Annotated in this window: 18 protein-coding genes and 2 pseudogenes; 9 read left to right on the top strand and 11 right to left on the bottom strand. The window is 57.2% G+C overall.

The annotated features are described in order from the left end of the window. Window positions 1-499 precede the first annotated feature (499 nt). The gene (locus EPN93_00445; GenBank protein TAL39841.1) at window positions 500-1396 is read right to left on the bottom strand and encodes a hypothetical protein; all 897 of its coding nucleotides are present in this window, start codon (window positions 1394-1396) and stop codon (window positions 500-502) included. 323 nt (window positions 1397-1719) lie between these two features. Here EPN93_00445 and EPN93_00450 point away from each other — a divergent pair, with 323 nt between their 5' ends. Beyond that, window positions 1720-3558: a mucoidy inhibitor MuiA family protein gene (locus EPN93_00450; GenBank protein ID TAL39842.1), complete on the top strand. Its 1839-nt coding sequence runs from the start codon at window positions 1720-1722 to the stop codon at window positions 3556-3558. On the opposite strand, the gene EPN93_00455 is transcribed toward EPN93_00450, so the two are convergent. The 8 genes from EPN93_00455 to EPN93_00490 form a co-directional block, all read right to left on the bottom strand. Further along, the gene (locus EPN93_00455) at window positions 3550-3972 is read right to left on the bottom strand and encodes a type II toxin-antitoxin system death-on-curing family toxin (GenBank protein ID TAL39843.1); all 423 of its coding nucleotides are present in this window, start codon (window positions 3970-3972) and stop codon (window positions 3550-3552) included. The genes EPN93_00450 and EPN93_00455 overlap by 9 nt on opposite strands. 6 nt (window positions 3973-3978) lie before the next feature. Beyond that, window positions 3979-4206, bottom strand: coding sequence for an AbrB/MazE/SpoVT family DNA-binding domain-containing protein (locus EPN93_00460; GenBank protein ID TAL39844.1), 228 nt, complete (start codon window positions 4204-4206; stop codon window positions 3979-3981). 85 nt (window positions 4207-4291) lie between these two features. Then, a complete protein-coding gene (locus tag EPN93_00465; protein TAL39845.1) occupies window positions 4292-4843 on the bottom strand; it encodes a 2-oxoacid:ferredoxin oxidoreductase subunit gamma in 552 nt (183 codons plus the stop codon). A 164-nt stretch (window positions 4844-5007) separates the two neighbouring features. After that, window positions 5008-5760, bottom strand: a complete 753-nt coding sequence (locus EPN93_00470; protein ID TAL39846.1) for a 2-oxoglutarate oxidoreductase — start codon at window positions 5758-5760, stop codon at window positions 5008-5010. Then, complete coding sequence (vorB, locus tag EPN93_00475) at window positions 5744-6817, bottom strand: 3-methyl-2-oxobutanoate dehydrogenase subunit VorB (protein TAL39847.1); 1074 nt, start codon at window positions 6815-6817, stop codon at window positions 5744-5746. The genes EPN93_00470 and vorB overlap by 17 nt, the downstream gene beginning before the upstream one ends. After that, window positions 6814-7023, bottom strand: a complete 210-nt coding sequence (locus EPN93_00480) for a 4Fe-4S dicluster domain-containing protein (GenBank protein ID TAL39848.1) — start codon at window positions 7021-7023, stop codon at window positions 6814-6816. The genes vorB and EPN93_00480 overlap by 4 nt, the downstream gene beginning before the upstream one ends. 329 nt (window positions 7024-7352) lie before the next feature. Then, window positions 7353-8474, bottom strand: a complete 1122-nt coding sequence (locus EPN93_00485) for a class I SAM-dependent methyltransferase (protein TAL39849.1) — start codon at window positions 8472-8474, stop codon at window positions 7353-7355. A gap of 90 nt (window positions 8475-8564) precedes the next feature. Continuing rightward, window positions 8565-9647: an AraC family transcriptional regulator gene (locus EPN93_00490; protein TAL39850.1), complete on the bottom strand. Its 1083-nt coding sequence runs from the start codon at window positions 9645-9647 to the stop codon at window positions 8565-8567. Between the two features lie 327 nt (window positions 9648-9974). On the opposite strand from EPN93_00490, the gene EPN93_00495 reads away from it, so the two are divergent. Then, window positions 9975-10499 carry an SCP-like extracellular gene (locus EPN93_00495; protein TAL39851.1) on the top strand — a complete coding sequence of 175 codons (525 nt, stop codon included), beginning with the start codon at window positions 9975-9977 and terminating at the stop codon, window positions 10497-10499. A 1-nt stretch (window position 10500) separates the two neighbouring features. Here EPN93_00495 and EPN93_00500 read toward each other — a convergent pair whose 3' ends face one another. Further along, the gene (locus EPN93_00500; protein TAL39852.1) at window positions 10501-11412 is read right to left on the bottom strand and encodes an AraC family transcriptional regulator; all 912 of its coding nucleotides are present in this window, start codon (window positions 11410-11412) and stop codon (window positions 10501-10503) included. Window positions 11413-11653: 241 nt separating this feature from the next. Between EPN93_00500 and EPN93_00505 the strand changes: the two genes are divergently transcribed. From EPN93_00505 to EPN93_00530, 6 genes and pseudogenes are all read left to right on the top strand, one after another. Beyond that, window positions 11654-12649, top strand: a complete 996-nt coding sequence (locus EPN93_00505; protein ID TAL39853.1) for an aldo/keto reductase — start codon at window positions 11654-11656, stop codon at window positions 12647-12649. Between the two features lie 61 nt (window positions 12650-12710). Continuing rightward, window positions 12711-13142: pseudogene (locus tag EPN93_00510) on the top strand (DUF362 domain-containing protein). A 157-nt stretch (window positions 13143-13299) separates the two neighbouring features. Then, window positions 13300-13908 (top strand): flavodoxin, encoded by a 609-nt coding sequence (locus EPN93_00515; GenBank protein ID TAL39858.1) that lies wholly within the window; start codon window positions 13300-13302, stop codon window positions 13906-13908. A gap of 38 nt (window positions 13909-13946) precedes the next feature. Then, window positions 13947-14963 (top strand): IMP dehydrogenase, encoded by a 1017-nt coding sequence (locus EPN93_00520; protein TAL39854.1) that lies wholly within the window; start codon window positions 13947-13949, stop codon window positions 14961-14963. 127 nt (window positions 14964-15090) lie between these two features. Further along, a pseudogene (locus EPN93_00525) lies at window positions 15091-15285 on the top strand (flavodoxin family protein). A gap of 25 nt (window positions 15286-15310) precedes the next feature. Further along, window positions 15311-15721 (top strand): hypothetical protein, encoded by a 411-nt coding sequence (locus tag EPN93_00530; GenBank protein TAL39855.1) that lies wholly within the window; start codon window positions 15311-15313, stop codon window positions 15719-15721. A gap of 3 nt (window positions 15722-15724) precedes the next feature. On the opposite strand, the gene EPN93_00535 is transcribed toward EPN93_00530, so the two are convergent. Next, window positions 15725-18112, bottom strand: a complete 2388-nt coding sequence (locus EPN93_00535; GenBank protein ID TAL39856.1) for a hypothetical protein — start codon at window positions 18110-18112, stop codon at window positions 15725-15727. A 319-nt stretch (window positions 18113-18431) separates the two neighbouring features. Here EPN93_00535 and EPN93_00540 point away from each other — a divergent pair, with 319 nt between their 5' ends. After that, window positions 18432-19583 (top strand): helix-turn-helix domain-containing protein, encoded by a 1152-nt coding sequence (locus tag EPN93_00540; GenBank protein TAL39857.1) that lies wholly within the window; start codon window positions 18432-18434, stop codon window positions 19581-19583. The last annotated feature ends 221 nt before the right edge of the window (window positions 19584-19804 follow it).

The following is a 19804-nucleotide window of genomic DNA, read 5'->3' on the forward strand; positions in this document are numbered from 1 at the left end:
CTGCACCGGACTGGCACGCCGCCTTCGTGTCGGCAGGCCAGCCGTATTTGTGCATCCTGCACCGGACTGGCACGCCGCCTTCGTGTCGGCAGGCCAGCCGTGATTGTGCATCCTGCACCGGACTGGCACGCCGCCTTCCTGGCGGCAGGAGTCATCAGCCCGAAGGCGGTTATAGGGGGGACTCCATCCCCGGTGAAACCGAATAATGGACAATAAAAGCGGGGCCAGAATTTTTGCAATATCATTTTTATTCAGCCATGATGCCATCAGCATGAACGGCATGATCGATTCACCGGCTGGTTTGAGCATCGCACGATTCGAAGGTCGTTGCCCCCCCGGGGGGAATGGGGGGCGTCAGGGAAAAACGCGTCATCAGAAGGGGAGGGGGCCGATCTGCTCACGGGCGTTCAGGCGAAGCTTTCATTCAGCGACAGTGCGCTCATGAAAAAGCCGCGGAATCGTTCCCGCGGCTTTTTCCGGCAGTTACGAAATAAATTTCCTAGAACGAATACAGCACGCTCACGAAGAGACCGTAAAGCACGTCGTTCACCCATTTTTTAGATGTATCGACGTTCTGATTGTATTCCAGGTCAAGCCACATGTACTGCACGCGCACGCCCACAGTCGCGATCACGCCGCTGTCCCCGATCCTTGCGCCCACGGCGGGCTCGAAGTTGAAGCCCATCTGCGTGGTGTCGAGCGTCATCGTTCCATGGTCATTTCTGGTAACAGTATTGATGGTGCCCCCCATGACATTGTATGTATCGCCATAATTCTTGATCATGTCGAACTTGCCCCACATGTAAAGTCCGGAAAGGTTGGCCGTCATGAAAAAGCTCTGTCCCAGCGGGAGCGTGTAACCGAAACCGAGGGCGGGGCCCTGGGCCGGGGCTTCTATCTTCGCATAGTTTTCGCTGTACTCTTCGGTAGTCGCGGGTGTCACGCCGCTTCTGCGCTCGGAGGCGCGGAAAATAACCTCGATCGTCTGGTACTTGAAACCCGCGAAAATTTTAAAGCTCTCCGAGACCCGGTAACTTATCGCCGAGTCAATGTCAATGCGGTTCGCGGTCATGTAATAAGTACCCGAACTGTACGCCTGATTGCCTGGACCGTTATCGATGATACTTGTAGGTGAATACCAGTACGTTGACTGCTTCCCGAAAAGGGCCGCAACGGAGATGGAGATATCCTGTGTAGGCATCAGGCTCAGGACCGGGCCGTAGAGCACGCCGTCTCCCTTGTCGATGGCGCTCATCCCGCTGCCCTTGATTTCTTTTACGTATGGAACCCATGTGAAATACCCGCCCTTAGCGCCGATGATATAATCCATGGCGAAGACGGGCGAGGCGAGCGCGCATAGTAGCGCAAGTGTGATGATAAAAATACCGCGTTTCATAATGACCTCCCGGGGATTTTCCGCGCCTATGCGCAGAAATGTATCTATTCGGGGAAGCAATACCCGTCCCGGAAGAGCGCTTCAGATCACCGCCGGCGGCGATATTGAATACCCTGTATGCAAAATAACATGCAATATTAGCTTAAATGTCAACATATTTCTACATGCTGTATTTGCTTGGCGGTGCTTACTAAAATGTGTCCGATACTCACCGATCCCCTGCCGCAGTATAATATTTGACACGGCTTACTTTCGGGGATACTTTGATAAGACGCTTTGCCGCGAATGCAGCGCGCCGATACACGCACCCCAAGGAGCATGAAATGAAAAACGCACTTATACTGGCACTTTGCCTGTCGGCCCTTCTGATCGGATCGTCGCTGCCCGCCCCCGGCGCGGAAGAGACCGTCACCGGGAGTGAGATCTCCTCGGTCAAGCTCTACCAGAACCAGGCGCTCATCACCCGCCAGGCGAGGCTTTCCCTTAAAAAAGGCGAGAACACCGTGGTGCTCGCCGGTCTCCCCAGCACCCTGCACGACTGGTCGGCGAAGGGCGCGCTTCCGAAAGATTTCGCGGGGAAGATAATGAGCATCGAGGTCGAGCAGAAGGCGCTTCTCTCCAAGCACCAGCAGAGCGTCGTGGAAATCGAGAAGAAGCTCGACGCGCTCCAGGAAAAGGACCTCGAGCACCTGCACACGCTCAAGACGCTCCAGTCCCAGGAGGATTTCCTGAATTCCATCGTCACCTTCACGACACAGGCCGCCTCCCAGGAGCTTGCCACGCGCATCCCGCAGATAGGCGTGTGGAACGACACGCTCAACTACGTGAGCGAGAAACGCAGGCAGATACTCGCCCAGCGGCGCGAGACGGAAAAGGCGCGCGAGGAGCTCGGGAAGCTCATCCAGCAGCTCGAATTCGACTTGCGCCAGATCGCGGGCTACGATTATTTCGACAACTACCAGTCCCTGAACAAGGCCGTGATGGACAACCGGGCGTCGTTGAACGTGCAGCAGTTCGCGCAGACCACCGAGAAGTACGCCGAGAAGCGCAGGCTCCTGAACGAACCCACCGAGAAGATCGATATCGAGAAGCGGTTTCTGGTGCAGATATTTTCCTCGAAGGACGACGCGGCCCTCTTTACCTTCAGTTACCTGATCCCGGACACCTCCTGGCAGATGCTCTACGACGTGCGCGCGAGCCACGAGAACAAGACCATAAGCCTGCTCGTCTTCGCCAACATCTACCAGCACACGGGCGAGGACTGGAAGGCGGTCGAGCTCGCCCTGTCGACCGGTTCCCCCTCGCAGGCCATACGTCCGCCCGTGCTCGCGGGCTGGTACCTGGACATCGGGCACCGCTACGCGCGGGACATCGAGGGCGCGTCCGGCGCGGCCGATTACGCCTCGTCGAAGGTTGCCATGGCCAAGGAGATGAAAAAGGCCAAGAAGGACGGCGGCGGAGGCGATGAAGAATACGCCCCCGTACCGGAGGCAGAGGTGAGCGAAAAAGGACCCTTCATGGAGATCGGGCTTCCGCTCGAGCAGAGCATCGCGTCCACGACCAAGCAGCAGAAGAAGTACGTCCAGGAGTACTCGCTCAAGGAGAGCGACAAAATCAAGTTCTACTACGAGGTCATACCGGCCAAGGCGCGCGAGGGCTTTTTAAAAGTGAAGATCTCAAATTCGACCCAGCTTCCCTGGCTCGCAGGGGAGGCGCAGATATTCCTGGAAAACGAGTTCATGGGCAAGGCCGAGGTGCCGTTCACCCCGAAGGGCAAGGAGGAAACGGTCGCGCTCGGTCTTGAATCGCGCATAACGGCGCAGAAGGAGCTCGTGAAGAAGTACGAGGACACCTCGGGCCTTTTCGGGGGGAACCGGCGCATACTCTACACCTACAAGATCACCGTGGAGAATCAGCTCCCCGCCCAGGCGTCCGTCACCGTCGTGGACAACACGCCCGTTTCCCGCAACGAGAAGATAAAGGCCGAGGTCCAGAACCTTTCGCTGTCCTACACGAAGGATGCGGAGTTCGAAAAGTCGTCGGATTACGCGCAGGGGCTCAGGAAATGGATGATCGATATTCCGGCGCACCAGAAGAAGGAGATCAGCTACGAGGTGGTGGTGTCGTTCGACAAGGAGACGCCGGTGCAGGGGCTACGGTAAGGGCAATTGCGGCGGCGCCCCTTCAGTTCGGGCGCCCGTTGCAAGCCGCCTGAGAATCTCCGCAATTTCAGGTTTGCCTAACCTGCCGTTCGCCGTCCCCATCATCATCCTGTAGAGCTCGCCGGCGGGGTCTTGAATCTGAATTCCGTTTAATTCCAGGAATACCAGCGCAGCCATCAGGGCGACCCGCTTATTCCCATCGATAAAAGGGTGATTCTGGCATAGGTGAAACGCGTATGCCGCGGCGATTTCAAAATTGCCGGCATGGAGGAGTTTTCCGTCGAAGCTGGTTTCCGGCATGGCGAGCGCCGAAGTCAGCAACGCGATGTCTCGAACTCCCGTCATCCCGCCATACCGCGCTATCTGGTCCTTGTGGATTTCTACGATATCTGCGAGGGTTAAAAATTCCGGCATTGCGAATTATTCGGCGAGCCGCTTCAAAGTCGCCCCGTGAACCTTGTTGAGCTTTTCCAGCGCCGTATGCAAATCTTTGGTACGGTTTTCATTGTGAACTGGAGAGATGAAGAGGTTTTTCCCGTCCGTGGCGATTTCCAGCGGAGTGTCCGCATCGATTTTTAAAACTTCCATTAACGCCTTATCGATGATAAGCGCGGAACTGTTGCCGTGTTGGATCAGCTTTTTAACCATTTGAAACCTCGTATACACATAATGTATACGATCCCCGGAATTGTCAAGCACTAAGGAAGAGGTTGTTCATTCGCCAACGAGCAAGTTAACGTTTCCCATTCGCGGCGATCTCCATCCCGCGCCGTATCGCCGCGAGGTTGCCGGGGATGGTCTGCCTGAGTCTCTCGGGCACGACCTCCTGCATGACGCCCTCGATATCGGCGTATTCAAGGAAGTGCGCGCGTGCGATGAAGGCGCCCAGCGCGATCATATTCGCGACCCTGGAGTTTCCCATCGCGATGGCCTCCTCGTTGCAGGGGATGGGGAGGTTGTCGATATCGTCGCGGGACAGGAGCTCCTTCGCGATAAGGCTCGTGTTTGCGATGACGAGCCCGCCCGGGGTGACCATGGGCTGATACTTCTCCAGCGCGATGGTATCCATGGCGATAATCGAGACGGGTGTGTTCGTGACCATCGAGCCTATCTCCCCGTCCGACACGACGAGCGTCACATTGGTGCGCCCCCCGCGCTTCTCGACGCCATACGAGGGAAGGTACGTCACCGACAACCCCTTCTTGATCGCGGCCACCGCCACGATCTGGCTGATGATCTGTATTCCCTGCCCGCCAAAGCCCGCCATGATCACGTCATAATACATATCGTTACCTCACCCCCGGCCCCTCTCCCGCGGGAGAGGGGTGTGCGGGGAAATACTTTCATTCGATCAATTTACCTGTGTCTATTAGGCGACTTCAACATACAAACTGCATTCCCTGAGTCCCCCCCTTCTCCCAGGGGAGAAGGGGGCCGGGGGGATGAGGTCTACAGGAAATCCTTTCCCGTCCTCTCTTTAAAAACACCCAGCGGGTAATACGGGATCATCTCGCGTTCGATTACGTTGAGCGCCTCGAGCGGGGAGACACGCCAGTTCGTGTTGCAGGTCGAGAGCATCTCGACCACGGAGAATCCCATCTCGTTGATCTGCATCTCGAAGGCCTTGATGATCGCCTTCTTCGCCTGGTTCACGTGCTTGGGACTGTGGAGGGAAACCCGCGTGGAATACGCCACTCCCTCGAGGGTCGCGAGCATCTCGGCCATGCGGATGGGGTAGCCCTCGTTTTTAAATTCGCGCCCGTACGGGCTCGTGGTGGTCTGCTGCCCCAGTAGGGTGGTGGGCGCCATCTGGCCGCCGGTCATCCCGTACACGGAATTGTTGATGAAGAAGACCGTAACGTTTTCGCCCCTGTTCGCGGCGTGGATGATCTCCGACGTGCCTATCGCCGCCATGTCGCCGTCGCCCTGGTAGCAAAAGATGATTTTATCCGGCTGGGCGCGCTTCATACCCGTCGCGCATGCGGGGGCCCTCCCGTGGGGGGACTCGAGCACGTCAATGGGGAAATACGTATAGAGGAACACGCAGCACCCCACCCCGGGTATGCCCACCGTGCGGTCGACGATGCCCAGCTCGTCCATCGCCTCGGCGATGAGGCGGTGCGCGATGCCGTGCGTGCAGCCGGGGCAAAAATGCGTGAGCGCGGGATTGAGGCTCTCGGGCCTTTTAAAGACTGCGTTCATATGCCCCCTCCATTGCCTTTTTAAGCTCGCGCAGCACGTCCTCCGGGTAGGGGAAGCCGCCGCCGGGGCGTCCGTAGAAATGAATGCGCGCGTCCTTGTGCGCGGCTATCTGCACGTCGCGCAGCATCTGGCCTGTGTTCATCTCGACGACGAGCACGTTCGGTATCCGCGACGAATGTTCGTACACCTGCTTCGAGGGAAACGGGAACACGGTTAAGGGACGAAGCAGCCCTACCTTTATTCCCTGCGCGCGGGCCTGGATGATCGCGGTCTTGGCCACCCTGGAGGGCGTTCCGAAGGCGATGATCATGACCTCCGCGTCGTCAAGGTGCCATTCCTCGCACATGACTTCGTTATCCTGTATCTCGCGGTACTTCCGGACGAGGAGCATGTTGTGCGCTTCCTGCTCTCCGTCGCCCAGGTAGAGGCTCTTGATGAGTTGCGGAGTGCGACCCTTTCGCCCGGTGAGCGCCCACGGCTTTTCGGGGAGGACGACCGGCTCCTTCGGGGTGAGCCTGCAGGGCTCCTGGAACTGCCCGATCATCGCATCGGCGATGACCATGGCCGGGTTGCGGTACTTGTCGGCCAGCTCGAAGGCCTTGATGGTGAGGTCGAACATCTCCTGCACCGATGCCGGTGCGAGCACGATGTTGTGGTAGTCGCCGTGGCCGCCGCCGTGCACCGCCTGGGAATAGTCGCCCTGGGTGGGCGAGATGCCCCCCAGTCCCGGGCCGCAGCGCATGATGTTCACCACGACGCAGGGAGTATCGGACCCCGCCATGTAGGAGAGCGCCTCCTGCATGAGCGAAATCCCCGGGCCGGAGGACGACGTCATCGCGCGCTTCCCGGCGGCCGCGGCGCCCATGACCATGTTGATGGACGCGATCTCGCTTTCGGCGGGGATGAAGGTGCCCCCGAGCTTCGGGAGTTGGCGCGCCAGGTACTCGGGGATGTCGTTCTGGGGGGTTATGGGATAGCCGAAATAGTAACGGCAGCCCGCCTGGAGCGCCCCTTCGGCGAGGGCGATATTGCCCTTGGTGAGTTTCAGGTCCGTCATTTGAACACCTCGATCGCGGTGTCGGGGCACATGAGGGCGCAGGTCTTGCAGCCGGTACAGCGCTCCTCCTGCTCCTTGTCGAACTCGGCGGGGAAATAGCCCTGCTTGTTGTGTTCGCCGGATTTTTTTATTATGGTGCGCGGGCAGAATTCGATGCAGAAATAACAGCCCTTGCATCTCTCGAAATCTATGGTTATGTGCGCCATCGTTGCCCTTCGAAGCCTCTCTTTTTACGCTTCCGCGGCCCTAGCCATGAATCCATAAAATAAAGCGCGGGGCCCCCCCAGTGTCAATAAAAAACCCCCCGGGAGGACATTTTTTGGACCGTAATCGACGTATATAATAGAAGAGGCCCGGGGCGCGCGGGGCGCAGATACTACCGGTCATTCATGGAAGGCTGTTCAGCTATTAATACGTACCCGGCCGCATTGATATCAGAGACAACCCCGGGGACCGATACGCTGGTCCCGGGAGACGGGTGCCCTTGCGCGATAGGTGCGCCCCGCGTAGAGGCACCGTCTCCCGGGCGTAAGGGTTATGCGCGTCCTTGAGCGCCGCCGGACGGCACGCGCCCGGTGAACACGTAGAACCTGTCCCCGGGAAGCAGGCTCCGGGACCCCACACGGTCGAACCCCGCCTCGCGGAGCACGCCTTCCATTTCATCAACCGCGGGGAGAGGCCCGCAGTCCTTGGTGGCACAGCTCCAGAGGTTCAGGATCTCGCTCAGGGCGCTCCCGCCGGGGCACGGCGTCGTTACGAGGAGCATCCCCCCGGGCTTCAGGAAGGAGCGCACATGCCGGATAAGCTCCAGGCGCTCCCCGGCCGGGAAGTAATAGATGTTGTTGTACAGGCTCGCGAAATCGAAGCGCTCACCGGTGGTGTACTTCCTGATGTCGGTGTTCTCGATGACGGCCCGTCTATCGAGCCCCCAGTTTTTCATGTTTTCGCGCGCGTAGGCGGCGGCCTGGGCATTCAGCTCTATCCCCACGGCGGTGAGCATGGGGTTCCGCTCCGCCGCGCGGCGGATATAGATGCCGGACCCGCATCCTATCTCGAGGAGCCGCACGGCGCCCCTGCGCGGGATGGCCCGATCGATCACCTCCATCATCACGGGCTCGCCCAGGCGCGAAGAGCGCGCGATAAGCCGGCCGTCGTGGTCCTCAAGGCGCCATTTCTCGCCGCGTGCGCACTTTCCCGGCGTGCCCATGATGAGGTCATGGTGCAGGCTCATCGCCTCCTGGAACAGGGCCGCATGGGGGTCGCGTCCGGGCGGTGCGATCATGCGCGAGTACCCTTTAAGGGAAAAGCCGCGCGCGCCCTCGCGAAGCTCACCCACACGCACGCCCAGCCGAAGCCACGCCAGGAGCGCTGGATGGGTGCCCGCATCCTTCGCGAGTTTTGAGGCGATCCTCTCGAAGGGAAGGGGCCCGTCTACGAGCAGGCGTACAAGACCGCAGGAGAACGCCGAGGCGGCGAAGCTGAGCCTGTAGTAAGGGGTCAGAGCCCTCATGGAGCGTATTGATGCAAAGAGCGTGCGCTGCCGTACCGCGTCCAGAACCGTCGTTAATCTCATGGAAGACCTCCGCTCAACAGGTATCGTGCGGCCGGATGGGCGGAAAGAACCGCTGCCCCGGCATGACCGCAATGAGGGTAGCATGGAAATTGAAATTCAATCAATCGGCGTTATAACACGGAATGCATGGGCTCATTCCGTGTTATAAATCGGAATGTACCATGGAGCCGGCGATCAGGGCCGGCGGTTTCTTTTCCGGTACTCCCCGGGGGACATGCCCGTCGATTTGCGGAATGCGTTGTAGAACGACGTGTAGGAATTGAAACCCGCGGCGTACGCGACCGAAAGCGTGCTGCGTGCGGGCTCTTCCAGGAGAATTCTTTGGGATTCGAGTATCCGGTACCCGTTCACGAAGGTGCTGAAGTTTTTGCCGAACCGGTCGTTCAGGAATTCCGAAAGCTGGTGCGGTGTCACCTCGAGCGCGTCCGCGAGGCGCTTCAGGGAAAGGTCCTCGTCGCAGTAGAATTTCTCATCCTCCATGAGCGCGACGAGTTGCGCCCTGAGGACCCCGGTGTCCACGCCGGCCAGGTAAGTGCGCGGGGGTGAATCGCCCGAAGAGAGGTCGGCATACCGGAAGATGTGCGGATAGCGCTGGATGAGCAGGAAAATGACCGCGAGGCCGGCGCTCGTCGCCAGGTTTTCGAACATCGTGAACGCGGGGTAAGGGAAAAAGAGGGCGAGCCCGTTTATGATGACGATGAGGGCGATCCCCAGAATGCTGAATTCCAGGACGGCGATGCGCGCGTGGACGGGGTTCCCCGGCCGCAGGCGCCGCATGATCGTGAAAAACGCCGCGACGGTATAGGCGAGCACGTACAGCATCAGCGCGAGGAGCGCGTAGCGGTACGCGGCGTGACCGCCGCGCAGGAAATCCTCGACGAACGCGATCTTCTCGCGCGCGCTCCAGGTGAAGCGGTCGGCGAGAAGGATGGCGGACGCCAGGGCGGGGAGAAAATGCGCCCAGTCGCGGCGCGACAGTCCATGCGCGTCCCCGGCCATGCTCCTGGCGTGGAAATAGAGCAGGGGGCCCGCCGCGAGACCGGGGGGAATGTGCGTGAAATAGAGCGCGGCCACGAGCGGGTAATCCACGAACCGGCCTGACTCGAACAGGAAGATCAGGAGGTGCGCGTACCCGCAAAAGAGGAGGAACAACGCCAGCATGATCGAGCGAAACGATGGCCGGCGGACGAGAAGTCCCGCGGAGGCCAGCACGGCCGTCGCCACGGCGAAGAAATTAATCGCCTCGTACCAGTTCATTTCGAGCTAGAATCCCCCGCGGTTTCCTTCTGTCGGCGCGTACCGTGAATCGCGTCCGCGCGTATCGGCCCCCGAGATGCCGTAGGGTATTCCACGCTGCGCGGCGTATCGATTCACGTAAGAGTGCCCATTGAACTACCGGGCGCGGCACAAAGACAATTACTTTTTCGGGACGGCTGTGCGGCCGGGGTTTGCAAGGCGCGCGGTTTGGGGTTGACTTCTCTGTGCGATGATCCTATATTAAACAGCCTGCTGTGCAGATACACGGAACGGGCGGGCATCATGGGAAAGGAAGCTCTGTTCGCAATACTAAGAATGAGGTGCATCATGAGAAAACTGATTCCAGTGTTAACCGTTCTCGCCCTTTTCACCGGCGCGCTCGCCTACCTTGCCGTTATGCGCGATCCAGGCTACGCGGGCGACAAGGAGGCGATTGCGGAGGTGCTCGCCGCACACAACAGGTATCGCGCGGAGCTGGGCCTTCCGGCGCTCGCCTGGTCCGATACCCTCGCGCAGCACGCGAAGGCGTGGGCGAAAGAGCTCGCGAAGAAGGGGAGCCTGGTCCATGCGACCGGCACCGGCGAGGGGGAAAACCTGTGGATGGGGACCTCGGGCTATTTCAGCTTCACGCAGATGGTGGACGGATGGGGGGGCGAGAAAAAGTATTTCAAGTATGGTTCCTTTCCCGACGTGAGCACGTCGGGCAGGTGGCAGGACGTGGGCCATTACACCCAGGTAATCTGGCGCGGCACCACGGAAGTAGGATGCGGTCTTGCCAAGGCCGGGGGCAACGACATCCTCGTCTGCCGTTACAGCCCTCCCGGAAATTACATGGGACAGAAGCCGTACTGAATCAGGCAGTTTCCGCATCCGCGTTTCGCATGCTCACCGCGTCCCTCGCCGGGGTTATGCCGTAAAAGCGCTTATACTCGCGGCTGAACTGGGAAGGGCTTTCATAACCCACGCGCAAGGCCGCCGCATACGCGTTGAGGCCATCCTGCGTCATGAGCGCACGGGCCTTGTGGAGCCTGATGCTTTTAATATATTGAAGCGGCGATGCGTCGGTCACCGCCTTGAAGCTGCTGTGAAACGTGGAAACGCTCATCCCCGCTTCCATGGCGAGTGTCCTCACGTCCAGGACCTCGTCGTAGGATTCATGAATTTTGTTGAGCACGCGCGCGATCTGGAAGAAGCGCCGGTTGCGGTACGCCAACGCCCTGAGGGCCCCGCCGTGCTCGCCGCATAATACCCGGTAAATGATCTCCCTCACGATCATTGGACCCAGTATCCGCTCGTCCGCCGGGGAGGCAAGGGCTTGCAGCAGCCGCAGCACCGAGTCAGCCATGCCGTCCGTCAGGGGAGCCCCGTAGATCCCCATGGGAAGCGATTCCGCGTCATAAGGCGCGTTCTCCATATCCAGCAGCAACTCTCCCACAACCTGCGGGTCGACTGAGACGGTCAGTCCCAGGATGGGTTCATTGGGCTGTGCGATCGCCTCGCACTCGATCGGTAGCGGAACGGAGAGGACCAGGTAGTTGAAGGGGTCATAGGTGAAAATCTGTTCTCCCAGGAAGACACGCTTCATTCCCTGCGCCATGATGATGATCTGGGAATCATAGGCCTTGGGTGTACGCGGAAAGGATTCGTCGATCCTGAATAGCTTGACCCCTTTCACCGTGGAGGTCAGCACGCCTTCCCGAGGCAGATGGGACAAGAGCATCTCAATCATCTGCATGCGTTTCGTTTCATTCGTGTTGACGGCCATTTCTCGTTCTCCCTGTACGAATGTATCATAAAATCGACGAATAAACAACATATTTAATCCAATATTGTAGAATCAGGCAATGAACTGGAGGATCGGACATTGCCAGATTCGGGCGCCGGCGATATGTTAATTCCGTAGCGTTTCCGCGACTGAATACATGTGGTTTTATAACCGTGCCCCGGGACTGGACATGGGACGAACGGAGCATGAAGCAAATGCTGGATTGAACGGGAGTATAACTATGCAAAAGCGTATATTAGGAAAAAGCGGCCTGGAGGTATCGGCGCTGGGGCTCGGCTGCATGGGGATGAGCTTCGCATACGGCCCGGCTCACGACAGGAAAGAGATGATCGCGCTCATACGCGCCGCCGTGGAGCGGGGAGTGACTTTTTTCGATACCGCGGAGATATACGGGCCTTTCACCAACGAAGAACTTGTAGGCGAGGCACTGACTCCCTTCCGCGGGCAGGTGGTCATTGCCACGAAGTTCGGGTTCAAACCGGCCACCCCGGAGGAAACCCACTGGAGCGCGCTGGACAGCCGCCCGGAGCACATCAGGAAAGCCATTGAAGGCTCGCTCCGAAGATTGAAGGTCGACGCGATAGACCTTTACTACCAGCACCGCGTCGACCCGGAAGTGCCAATCGAGGATGTCGCGGGGGCGGCCAAGGACCTGATCCGGGAAGGCAAGGTGAAGCACTTTGGTCTTTCGGAGGCCGGGCCGCAGACGATCCGCCGCGCGCACGCGGTCCAGCCCGTCACCGCGCTCCAGAGCGAATACTCGTTGTGGTGGAGGGAGCCCGAGAAGGAAATACTACCGCTGCTGGAGGAACTCGGTATCGGCCTGGTGCCGTTCAGCCCGCTGGGAAAGGGTTTCCTCACGGGAAAGATCGACGAAAACACAACATTTGACAACGGCGACTTTCGCACGATCGTTCCCCGTTTCACCCCGGAAAACCGAAAGGCGAACCAGGTCCTGGTAGACTGGCTCCACGCGTTCGCGCGGGATAAGGACGCGACTCCCGCCCAGATAGCGCTCGCCTGGCTGCTCGCCCGGAAGCCGTGGATCCTTCCCATTCCGGGCACTACGAAATTGCATCGCCTCGAGGAGAACCTCGGCGCGGCCGACGTGGCGTTGGGCGCCGACGATCTCCTCGAGATCGAACGCGCGGCGTCAGGCATCACCGTGCAGGGGGCCCGTTATCCGGCACATCTTGAAAAGAGGGTCGGCCGCTGACCGGCGCGATGAACCATATAAGCCATGGAGGATGAACGATGACCAGGAATGAAGAATCGAAAAGAACATCGCCATCGGCTGCGCGGACGGGCCCATAGGCAAGAAGATGGTCCATGCCGCCCCCGATAATGACGACTACGCGACCTGGCTGAAGGGCGAGCCCTTCCAGGAAAACATGGTGGAATCGGCGAAGGCCACCATCGATCATTTCGGCGGAAGGATCGTCTTTATCAATGTGCTGCGCAACATGTCCGTTGACTGCGACTGTGCCGGCACACGCGCCGCCCCGGTCAAGGCGCGCGACCTGGGCATCCTGGCCTCCACGGATATCCTGGCCGTGGAACAGGCTTCCATAGATATGGTGTACGGGCTTCCCGAGGCAGAGCTTCACGACCTCAGGGAACGTATCGAATCCCGCAAGGGGCTGCGCCAGTTGTCGTATATGAAGGAGATGAAGATGGGCAACGGAAAGTACGAACTGATTACGGTCTAAAGCGGAGTCATGGCCGTCTACCTATACGGGGAACTCGCTCCAGGGTGAATGAAAGGCGCGTTCATCGCGCGTCGATCGGGTAAAAGGGTTTTGAAGGGGGGCATACATGAAAAATAAATATTTCAGCTTACCGGTAATTGCTGCCTCGCTCGTGATTATGGCCGCATGCGTGTGCTCCCAGGATAATCCGTTGGCATCGGATACGGTAAAGGAAGGCGAAAAAAAAGCTCTGCCGTTTTCGGGTACCGGAAAGGTCCTGGTGGTGTACTTTTCACACACGGGCAATACCCGCGAGATCGCAAATCAGATACACGGGAGGACAGGCGGCGATGTATTCGAGATCAGGGCGGTCGATCCGTATCCCGGGGATTACGAAGAGGTAAAGAAACGGGCGAAAGAGGAGCTTGGTTCCGGATACAAGCCAGCATTGAAGGAAAGGATCGGGAATATCGGATCGTACGATATTGTTTTTATCGGCTATCCCATCTGGTGGGGAACCTTTCCCGCGCCGGTGAGAACCTTTCTGTCGGAATACGATCTCAAGGGAAAAACGATCGTGCCATTCTGCACGCACCAGGGAAGCGGCCTGGGAAGGAGCGTGACGGATATCTCGAAACTCTGCCCTGGATCGACCGTGCTTGACGGTCTCGCCGTATGGGGACGGGATGCGCAGGGCGCGCAGCGCGAGGTATCCGTGTGGCTGGGAAAAATGCCGCCCGAAGTCACGGCGATAATCGACTTCAGGATGAACATTCGTCAGGATTAGATCATGAGGAAAAAATATTCGATGCAAGGAGCTGGAACATGAAAGCTACCGTTCTCTACGGTCCGCGCGACGTCCGTTTCGAAGAGCGCGAAGAGCCAAGTATCATAGAACCGACCGACGCCGTCATCAGGATCTCCGCAACCTGCGTGTGCGGCTCGGACCTGTGGCCTTACCGCGGCATAAACCCCATTACCCGGCCGACCCCGATGGGGCACGAGTACTGCGGCATCGTCGAGGAGACTGGACGTGCGGTTAAATCCATCAAGCCGGGCCAGTTCGTTGTCGGTTCGTTCGCCACCTCGGACAATACCTGCCCCCACTGCCGGTTCGGCTACCAGTCATCATGCGTGCAGCGGGAATTTATGAGCGAAGCGCAGGCGCCGATGCTGCGCGTGCCGCTTGCGGACGGAACGCTGGTCGCCACACCGGGCATTCCGCCGGATGACCTTATTCCGAGCCTGCTAACGGCATCGGATGTTCTGGGCACCGGCTGGTTCGCCGCCGACGCGGCGGATGTAAGGCCAGGCAAGACGGTCGTGGTCGTAGGCGACGGCGCGGTGGGCCTTCTCGGCGTGCTCTCGGCGAGGATCAAGGGCGCGGAGCGCATCATCGCGATGAGCCGCCACGAGACGCGGCAGAGACTGGCCCGGGGGTTTGGCGCGACCGACATCGTGACCGAGCGCAACGATGAGGGTGTGGCCCGCATAAAGGAGCTGACCGGCGGGATCGGGGCCGACTCGGTGCTGGAGTGTGTCGGTACCCGGGAAGCGATGCTGCAGGCGATACGCTGCGCCCGCCCGGGCGGATCCGTAGGCTTCGTAGGCGTTCCTCACGGTGTAGAGATCGACGGGCAGGAGCTTTTCTTCTCTCACGTCCGTCTCCACGGCGGCCCCGCCCCGGTGCGCCGCTACCTGCCGGAGCTGATCGGCCTGGTATGGGATCGGAAGATCGAACCCGGCAGGGTCTTCGATCTGACCCTGCCCCTCGACCGGGTAGCCGAGGGCTACCGGGCGATGGACGAGCGCCGCGCGATCAAGGCGCTGCTGCGCCCGTAACGGGAAGGAACTTCACGACCTCAAGGAGTGTACCGAATTCCGCAGGGGCCTGCGCACGCTTCATTATTAAGGATCGGGAGGACGACGAACATGAGCAAGAAAGTGTTAATCCTGTCCTCGAGCCCCATTCATCATGACCGCCGCGGATGCCGGCAGGCAGTCAATGGAAAGAACGATTGAAGGACTCCGGGGATTCACCACACTGCTAAAAGGATCGGATGAAAAGGGAATCATTTACGGAACAGGTGCCTGGAACAAGGGAGACATCAAGGGAAAACCCGCGATGAAGCAGGCGTACGAGATGGGAGCGGGTTTGATATGAAACGCGCTCGCCGGGAATTAAAATTATGAAAACAATATTTACCCTTATTGGATATGCTTTGATTCTTATTCATGCTTTTCTTGGAATTTGGTCGTGTGGGGGAATGCTCGAATGGTTTTTCGCAACTGTTCCCTGGAATCCATATAGTAATCCTGAGTTTCCGAAGTGGTTATTATTTATTCATTGGAGTTCCGTCCTTTTCGCTTCAATAGTTTTTATATACGGGTATTTCACACGCTGGAAAAAAACTCCGCATTTGATGGCAATTGCGTATGGACTGATGGCGCTGGTGTGTGTTATTGAAACTTTCGGTTATATGACAAATGAGAATAAATATCTGGCAATGGGAGCCGAATTCACCGCATATATTATTATTCTTATTATTATTTTAAACAATTTAAAATTCAAATCGCAGCATTATGGAGAGGACTATTAGCCCTCAGGCGCTTCTGAACATCTCCACGAGATTGTCCGCCTGTTCGGTCGCGGCAAGGTTGATCCCCACGCGTAGCGCGCGGAGCCCCTTGATTCCCTGGAGATCGTCGAGTACGAACTCTTCTACCTCGCCCTCAAGGTAGCCGCGCTCCGTGAGGAACTCGATGTACCGGCGGTATTCCGCGGCCTCGGAGGCCTGGGAGTACACGATCGCGATCCTGCCTATCTGCGTCAGCCGTTCCCCTGTGTCTTTCACGACGGCCTTGTCGATCCGCTTCTTCATGATCTCGTAGCGAATGTTGTAGGCGCCCTCGACGGCGAGCTTTTTCTCGTCGGTCTTGAAGACGAGGGTGAGGGGCATGTCCTGCACCACGACGAGGTGCGTGGTTTCCAGGCGCACCTTGAGGCGGGGCTGGAGCTCGTGCGTGAGGCGCGCGACCGCGACGAGCGTCATGAGCTGCCACAGGCGCAGATTCCGGAGATACATGCGGTCGAAGCGTCCGTCCTCGCACAGGGAGGCGCCGATATACATGTTCTGGTCCACGCCGTCGGTCGTGTTCTTGTCGTAGTAGTGGGGGAACATCGCCTGTGCCTCCGGCTGCACACGGTCGAGGTGGGCCGATATCGACTTGTTGATAAGGTCGACGCTCTCGTCGAAGTCCCTGCGTCTATGGTAGAGGGTGCCCGACTCCGCGTCCAGACGGGAATAGTAATCGTCCACGCCCGCGGCCGTATCGGCGCCGAAACCGCGCAGGTCGTCGAAGCTGGGCTCGATCTCCCTCTTCAAGAATTGCATGATCTCGATTTCGTCGCCGCTCACGAGTCCCCCCGCGAGCTCGCCCAGGAACGCGTCGATGCGGAAGCGGAATTCGTCCAGGATGGGAAGCGCGCGGTGCGCCGATGCGCTGTCGATGATGGCGCGCACGAGCGCGAGGTGGCTGCGCAGGTCCTCCTGGATCGCGGCGTTGCGCTGTGTCGAAGAGCCGCGGATGTCGCTCGTGCAGTAGAGCGGGTACACGCCGTCAAAGAGGATGGGCTCTATCTGCCCCCCTCCCTCGTCGGCGTGATGGTCGATCAGGTTCATCGCCGCGCGGCGGAAGCGCCATTCGATCGCGGGATGGATCGAGGTGAAATTCCCCTGGATGATCGTCTGCACCTCGTTGTCGAAGTCCTCCAGAGCGTGCGCAATCACGAGCGCGAAGAGCGGGAAGACGTCGTTCATCTTCATGAGGTTGAGCGGGTCGAATGCGTAGGGCTCGGGGGCGGAGAGCACGCACTGTCCCAGGAATCGGTCCTCCAGGTAAAGCGACTGGACCAGCACGGATTTCGCACCCTTGGCCAGGAGCTTCGCGTCCGCGTCGCCGTGGGCTTCGCCCGCGCAGTAGTCCTCGAGGTCGTTGACGAAGAAGGGGGCGCGCTGTCCGGCGGCCTTCTCGAATATCGAACCCGCGAAAAAGGAAAGCTCGTGGTGGCTGGAGTCCCTGTAGATACAGTCCGGCGTCGCGCAGTGCACGGGTGCCTCCGAGAGCTCGAGCACGCGGTCGTGGTGGACCGCCGCCAGCGACAGGATTACGCGCGGTTTGCGCAGGAGGCTTCGTATCAGGTCCTGGAGTCGCTGATAATTTTCCCGTTTCAGAATCGAGTCCTTGTCCAGGAGCGCGCGCTTGATCTCGGAGACGATCTCCTGCGCGGTGACATCGGTCTTGTTCACGATCGAGAAGCCGCGTATCTCGAAATGCGACGGCGGGATGAGCTTCATGAGGAGCGTGGTGTCGTTCAGGTTTTCCGATAAAAGCTTTTTCTCCTCGGGGCCAAGCTCCGGGGGAGGCGACACCATGATGACGCGCGCGAACCGGTCGTCGATCGCGGTACTGAAGTATTTCAGGAGCCCGTCGCCCGGCTCGCGGAAGCTCACGATCATGGAGCTGTCGTAAAACACCTCGAAGTCGTAATACTCCTTCAGGATGCAGGAATAGATGAAGAGGAGCACCCGGTACGCGACACCCTCGAGTTCCTCCAGGGGGACCTTGTCCATCGCGTCGCCGAAATACGCGCGGTAGCTGTCCGTCACGTAAAAAGGGAGGTAATCGCTAATAGGGCGCGCCGCCGCGATGGTCGTCGCCGACTGCGCGGGCGAGAACGCGATGCTCATGAGGTCCGCGATCGCTTCGGGGAATTGCTTCAGGGCGTCCTGGGCCTTGTCCGGATCCAGCAGGGGATGGTTCCCGTCGATAAGCGGCTTTATCCGCGCGTCGAAGATGTGGCGGAAGGGGCTCGCGGGGTCCACGGCGCGCCAGTAGTCGAGCAGGTACTCGAAGGTGAACTGCGTCCGGAAAGGGAACGCGTCCTGGATCGGGCAGTCGTTAGGGGCGGCTGGTGCGTGTTCGGACATGATTGTACCTCACTATTGATGCAGTATAGCCAACCAGACGGGCTTTTCAAGAAGAATTCATGCGCCATCAGGAAGAGGAAGCCAATTTACAATCGCCTTATTCATGATTTATTGGATCTGCGATGATTAAATTAATAGGATTGCGTTTAATCTTATTTTAATGTAAACTGATGCTCAATGTAATCAGGGCTGCGGGGCGGAATGATTATTCCGCTGACAATAATTTTTTACTGTATAATTGATTTCACACTTTAAAAATTTCATAATCACAAATATTATGTAAATTACTATAATAGAACCGTGCGGGACTGGAAAACTGATGCCAAAATTTCTTGATTTTCTTGCAATTGCTGAATTTTCACAGGTAGTTCTGCTGATTTTCATTTTGTTTGTTATGGATAAGAACAGGAAAGCAAATATATTCTTTGCGGCTTTTCTCTTTATTACCTCCTCCAATTTCTTCATACTTTATCTGCACAAATTGGATAATCAAATTCCAACATATATATTGGCATCTTTTGCCATACCTGGTATTTCAATATTAGGGGCACTTATCTATCAATATGTACTATTCATAGCCGGGCTTCTCGAAAAATTTGAGCTGAAACATCTGCTTAAATATATAATATTCTTCGTGTCCCTTGGCATTTTTATAATTGCAGCTCAATATTTCAATTGGACATATTTTGAGATTCCGCAGTTTAGAATTATAGTTTTAATTATTATAAGTGCCGGGTTTCTCAATTCTATTATATATATAATATACACCATAGTACTACTGAAAAGATACCATAATAAAATCGAAAACTATTATTCCGATCTTGAAAAGATGAGTCTCAATTGGCTTATGAAGATTACATCATTTTCATTCCTTGCCCTTATTCTCTGGTGTATTGAATTCCTGTCCTCTCAACTTTGGATTAACGCAAAAAACTCGATGATTTTTGCAATGAATATGATTATGCAGATCATAATTTTTATCACAGCGTATCATCTGATCAATCAGCCGGAAATTTTCAGGAAGAATATCGAAATTGGACAGGCTGTGGAGGGTCCCGATAATTCATCGGAATCTGAAAAATACTCAAGGCAGAATATTGATGAGAAGATGCAGGATGAGTACCTTGAGAAGCTGATCCGGTATATGAATGATAATAAGCCTTACCTTGAAGAAAGCATCACAATAAAGGACTTGGCGGAGAAAGTACAGATCCCCGCACATCACCTTTCAATAGTCATAAACAGCAGGCTGAATAAAAATTTCTACACATTTATAAACGAATACCGCATAAAGGAAGCTACCGCCATCCTTGACGATCCTGAAAATTCCGATGTGAGCATTATAACAATTGTATTCAGGACAGGTTTTAATTCAAAATCAACCTTTAACTCCGTATTTAAGAAAATTACAGGGCAGACCCCATCAAAGTACCGAGACAGGATTAATCTCAGGTCTAAACTCGTAAGCTAGCGTGTTTCGCTTCACCCAAATGGGAATTATTTTCGGTTGAATTAAGCTGGTAAATCCTCCAGTAGATTGCTGTTCAATTCCCTGTTTCGTTCAAGTCTTGTATTACGGGCCTGTTTGAGTTTCTCCCTGCGTTCCGCCAGGATTGCCGGCCCTCTTCCATGGAAGACATCAAATGGTTTTAAATAACCAATGCCCGCATGATACCGTTTGGTGTTGTATTC

The sequence above is a fragment of the Spirochaetota bacterium genome (genome assembly GCA_004297825.1).
Classification (GTDB): domain Bacteria; phylum Spirochaetota; class UBA4802; order UBA4802; family UBA5368; genus FW300-bin19.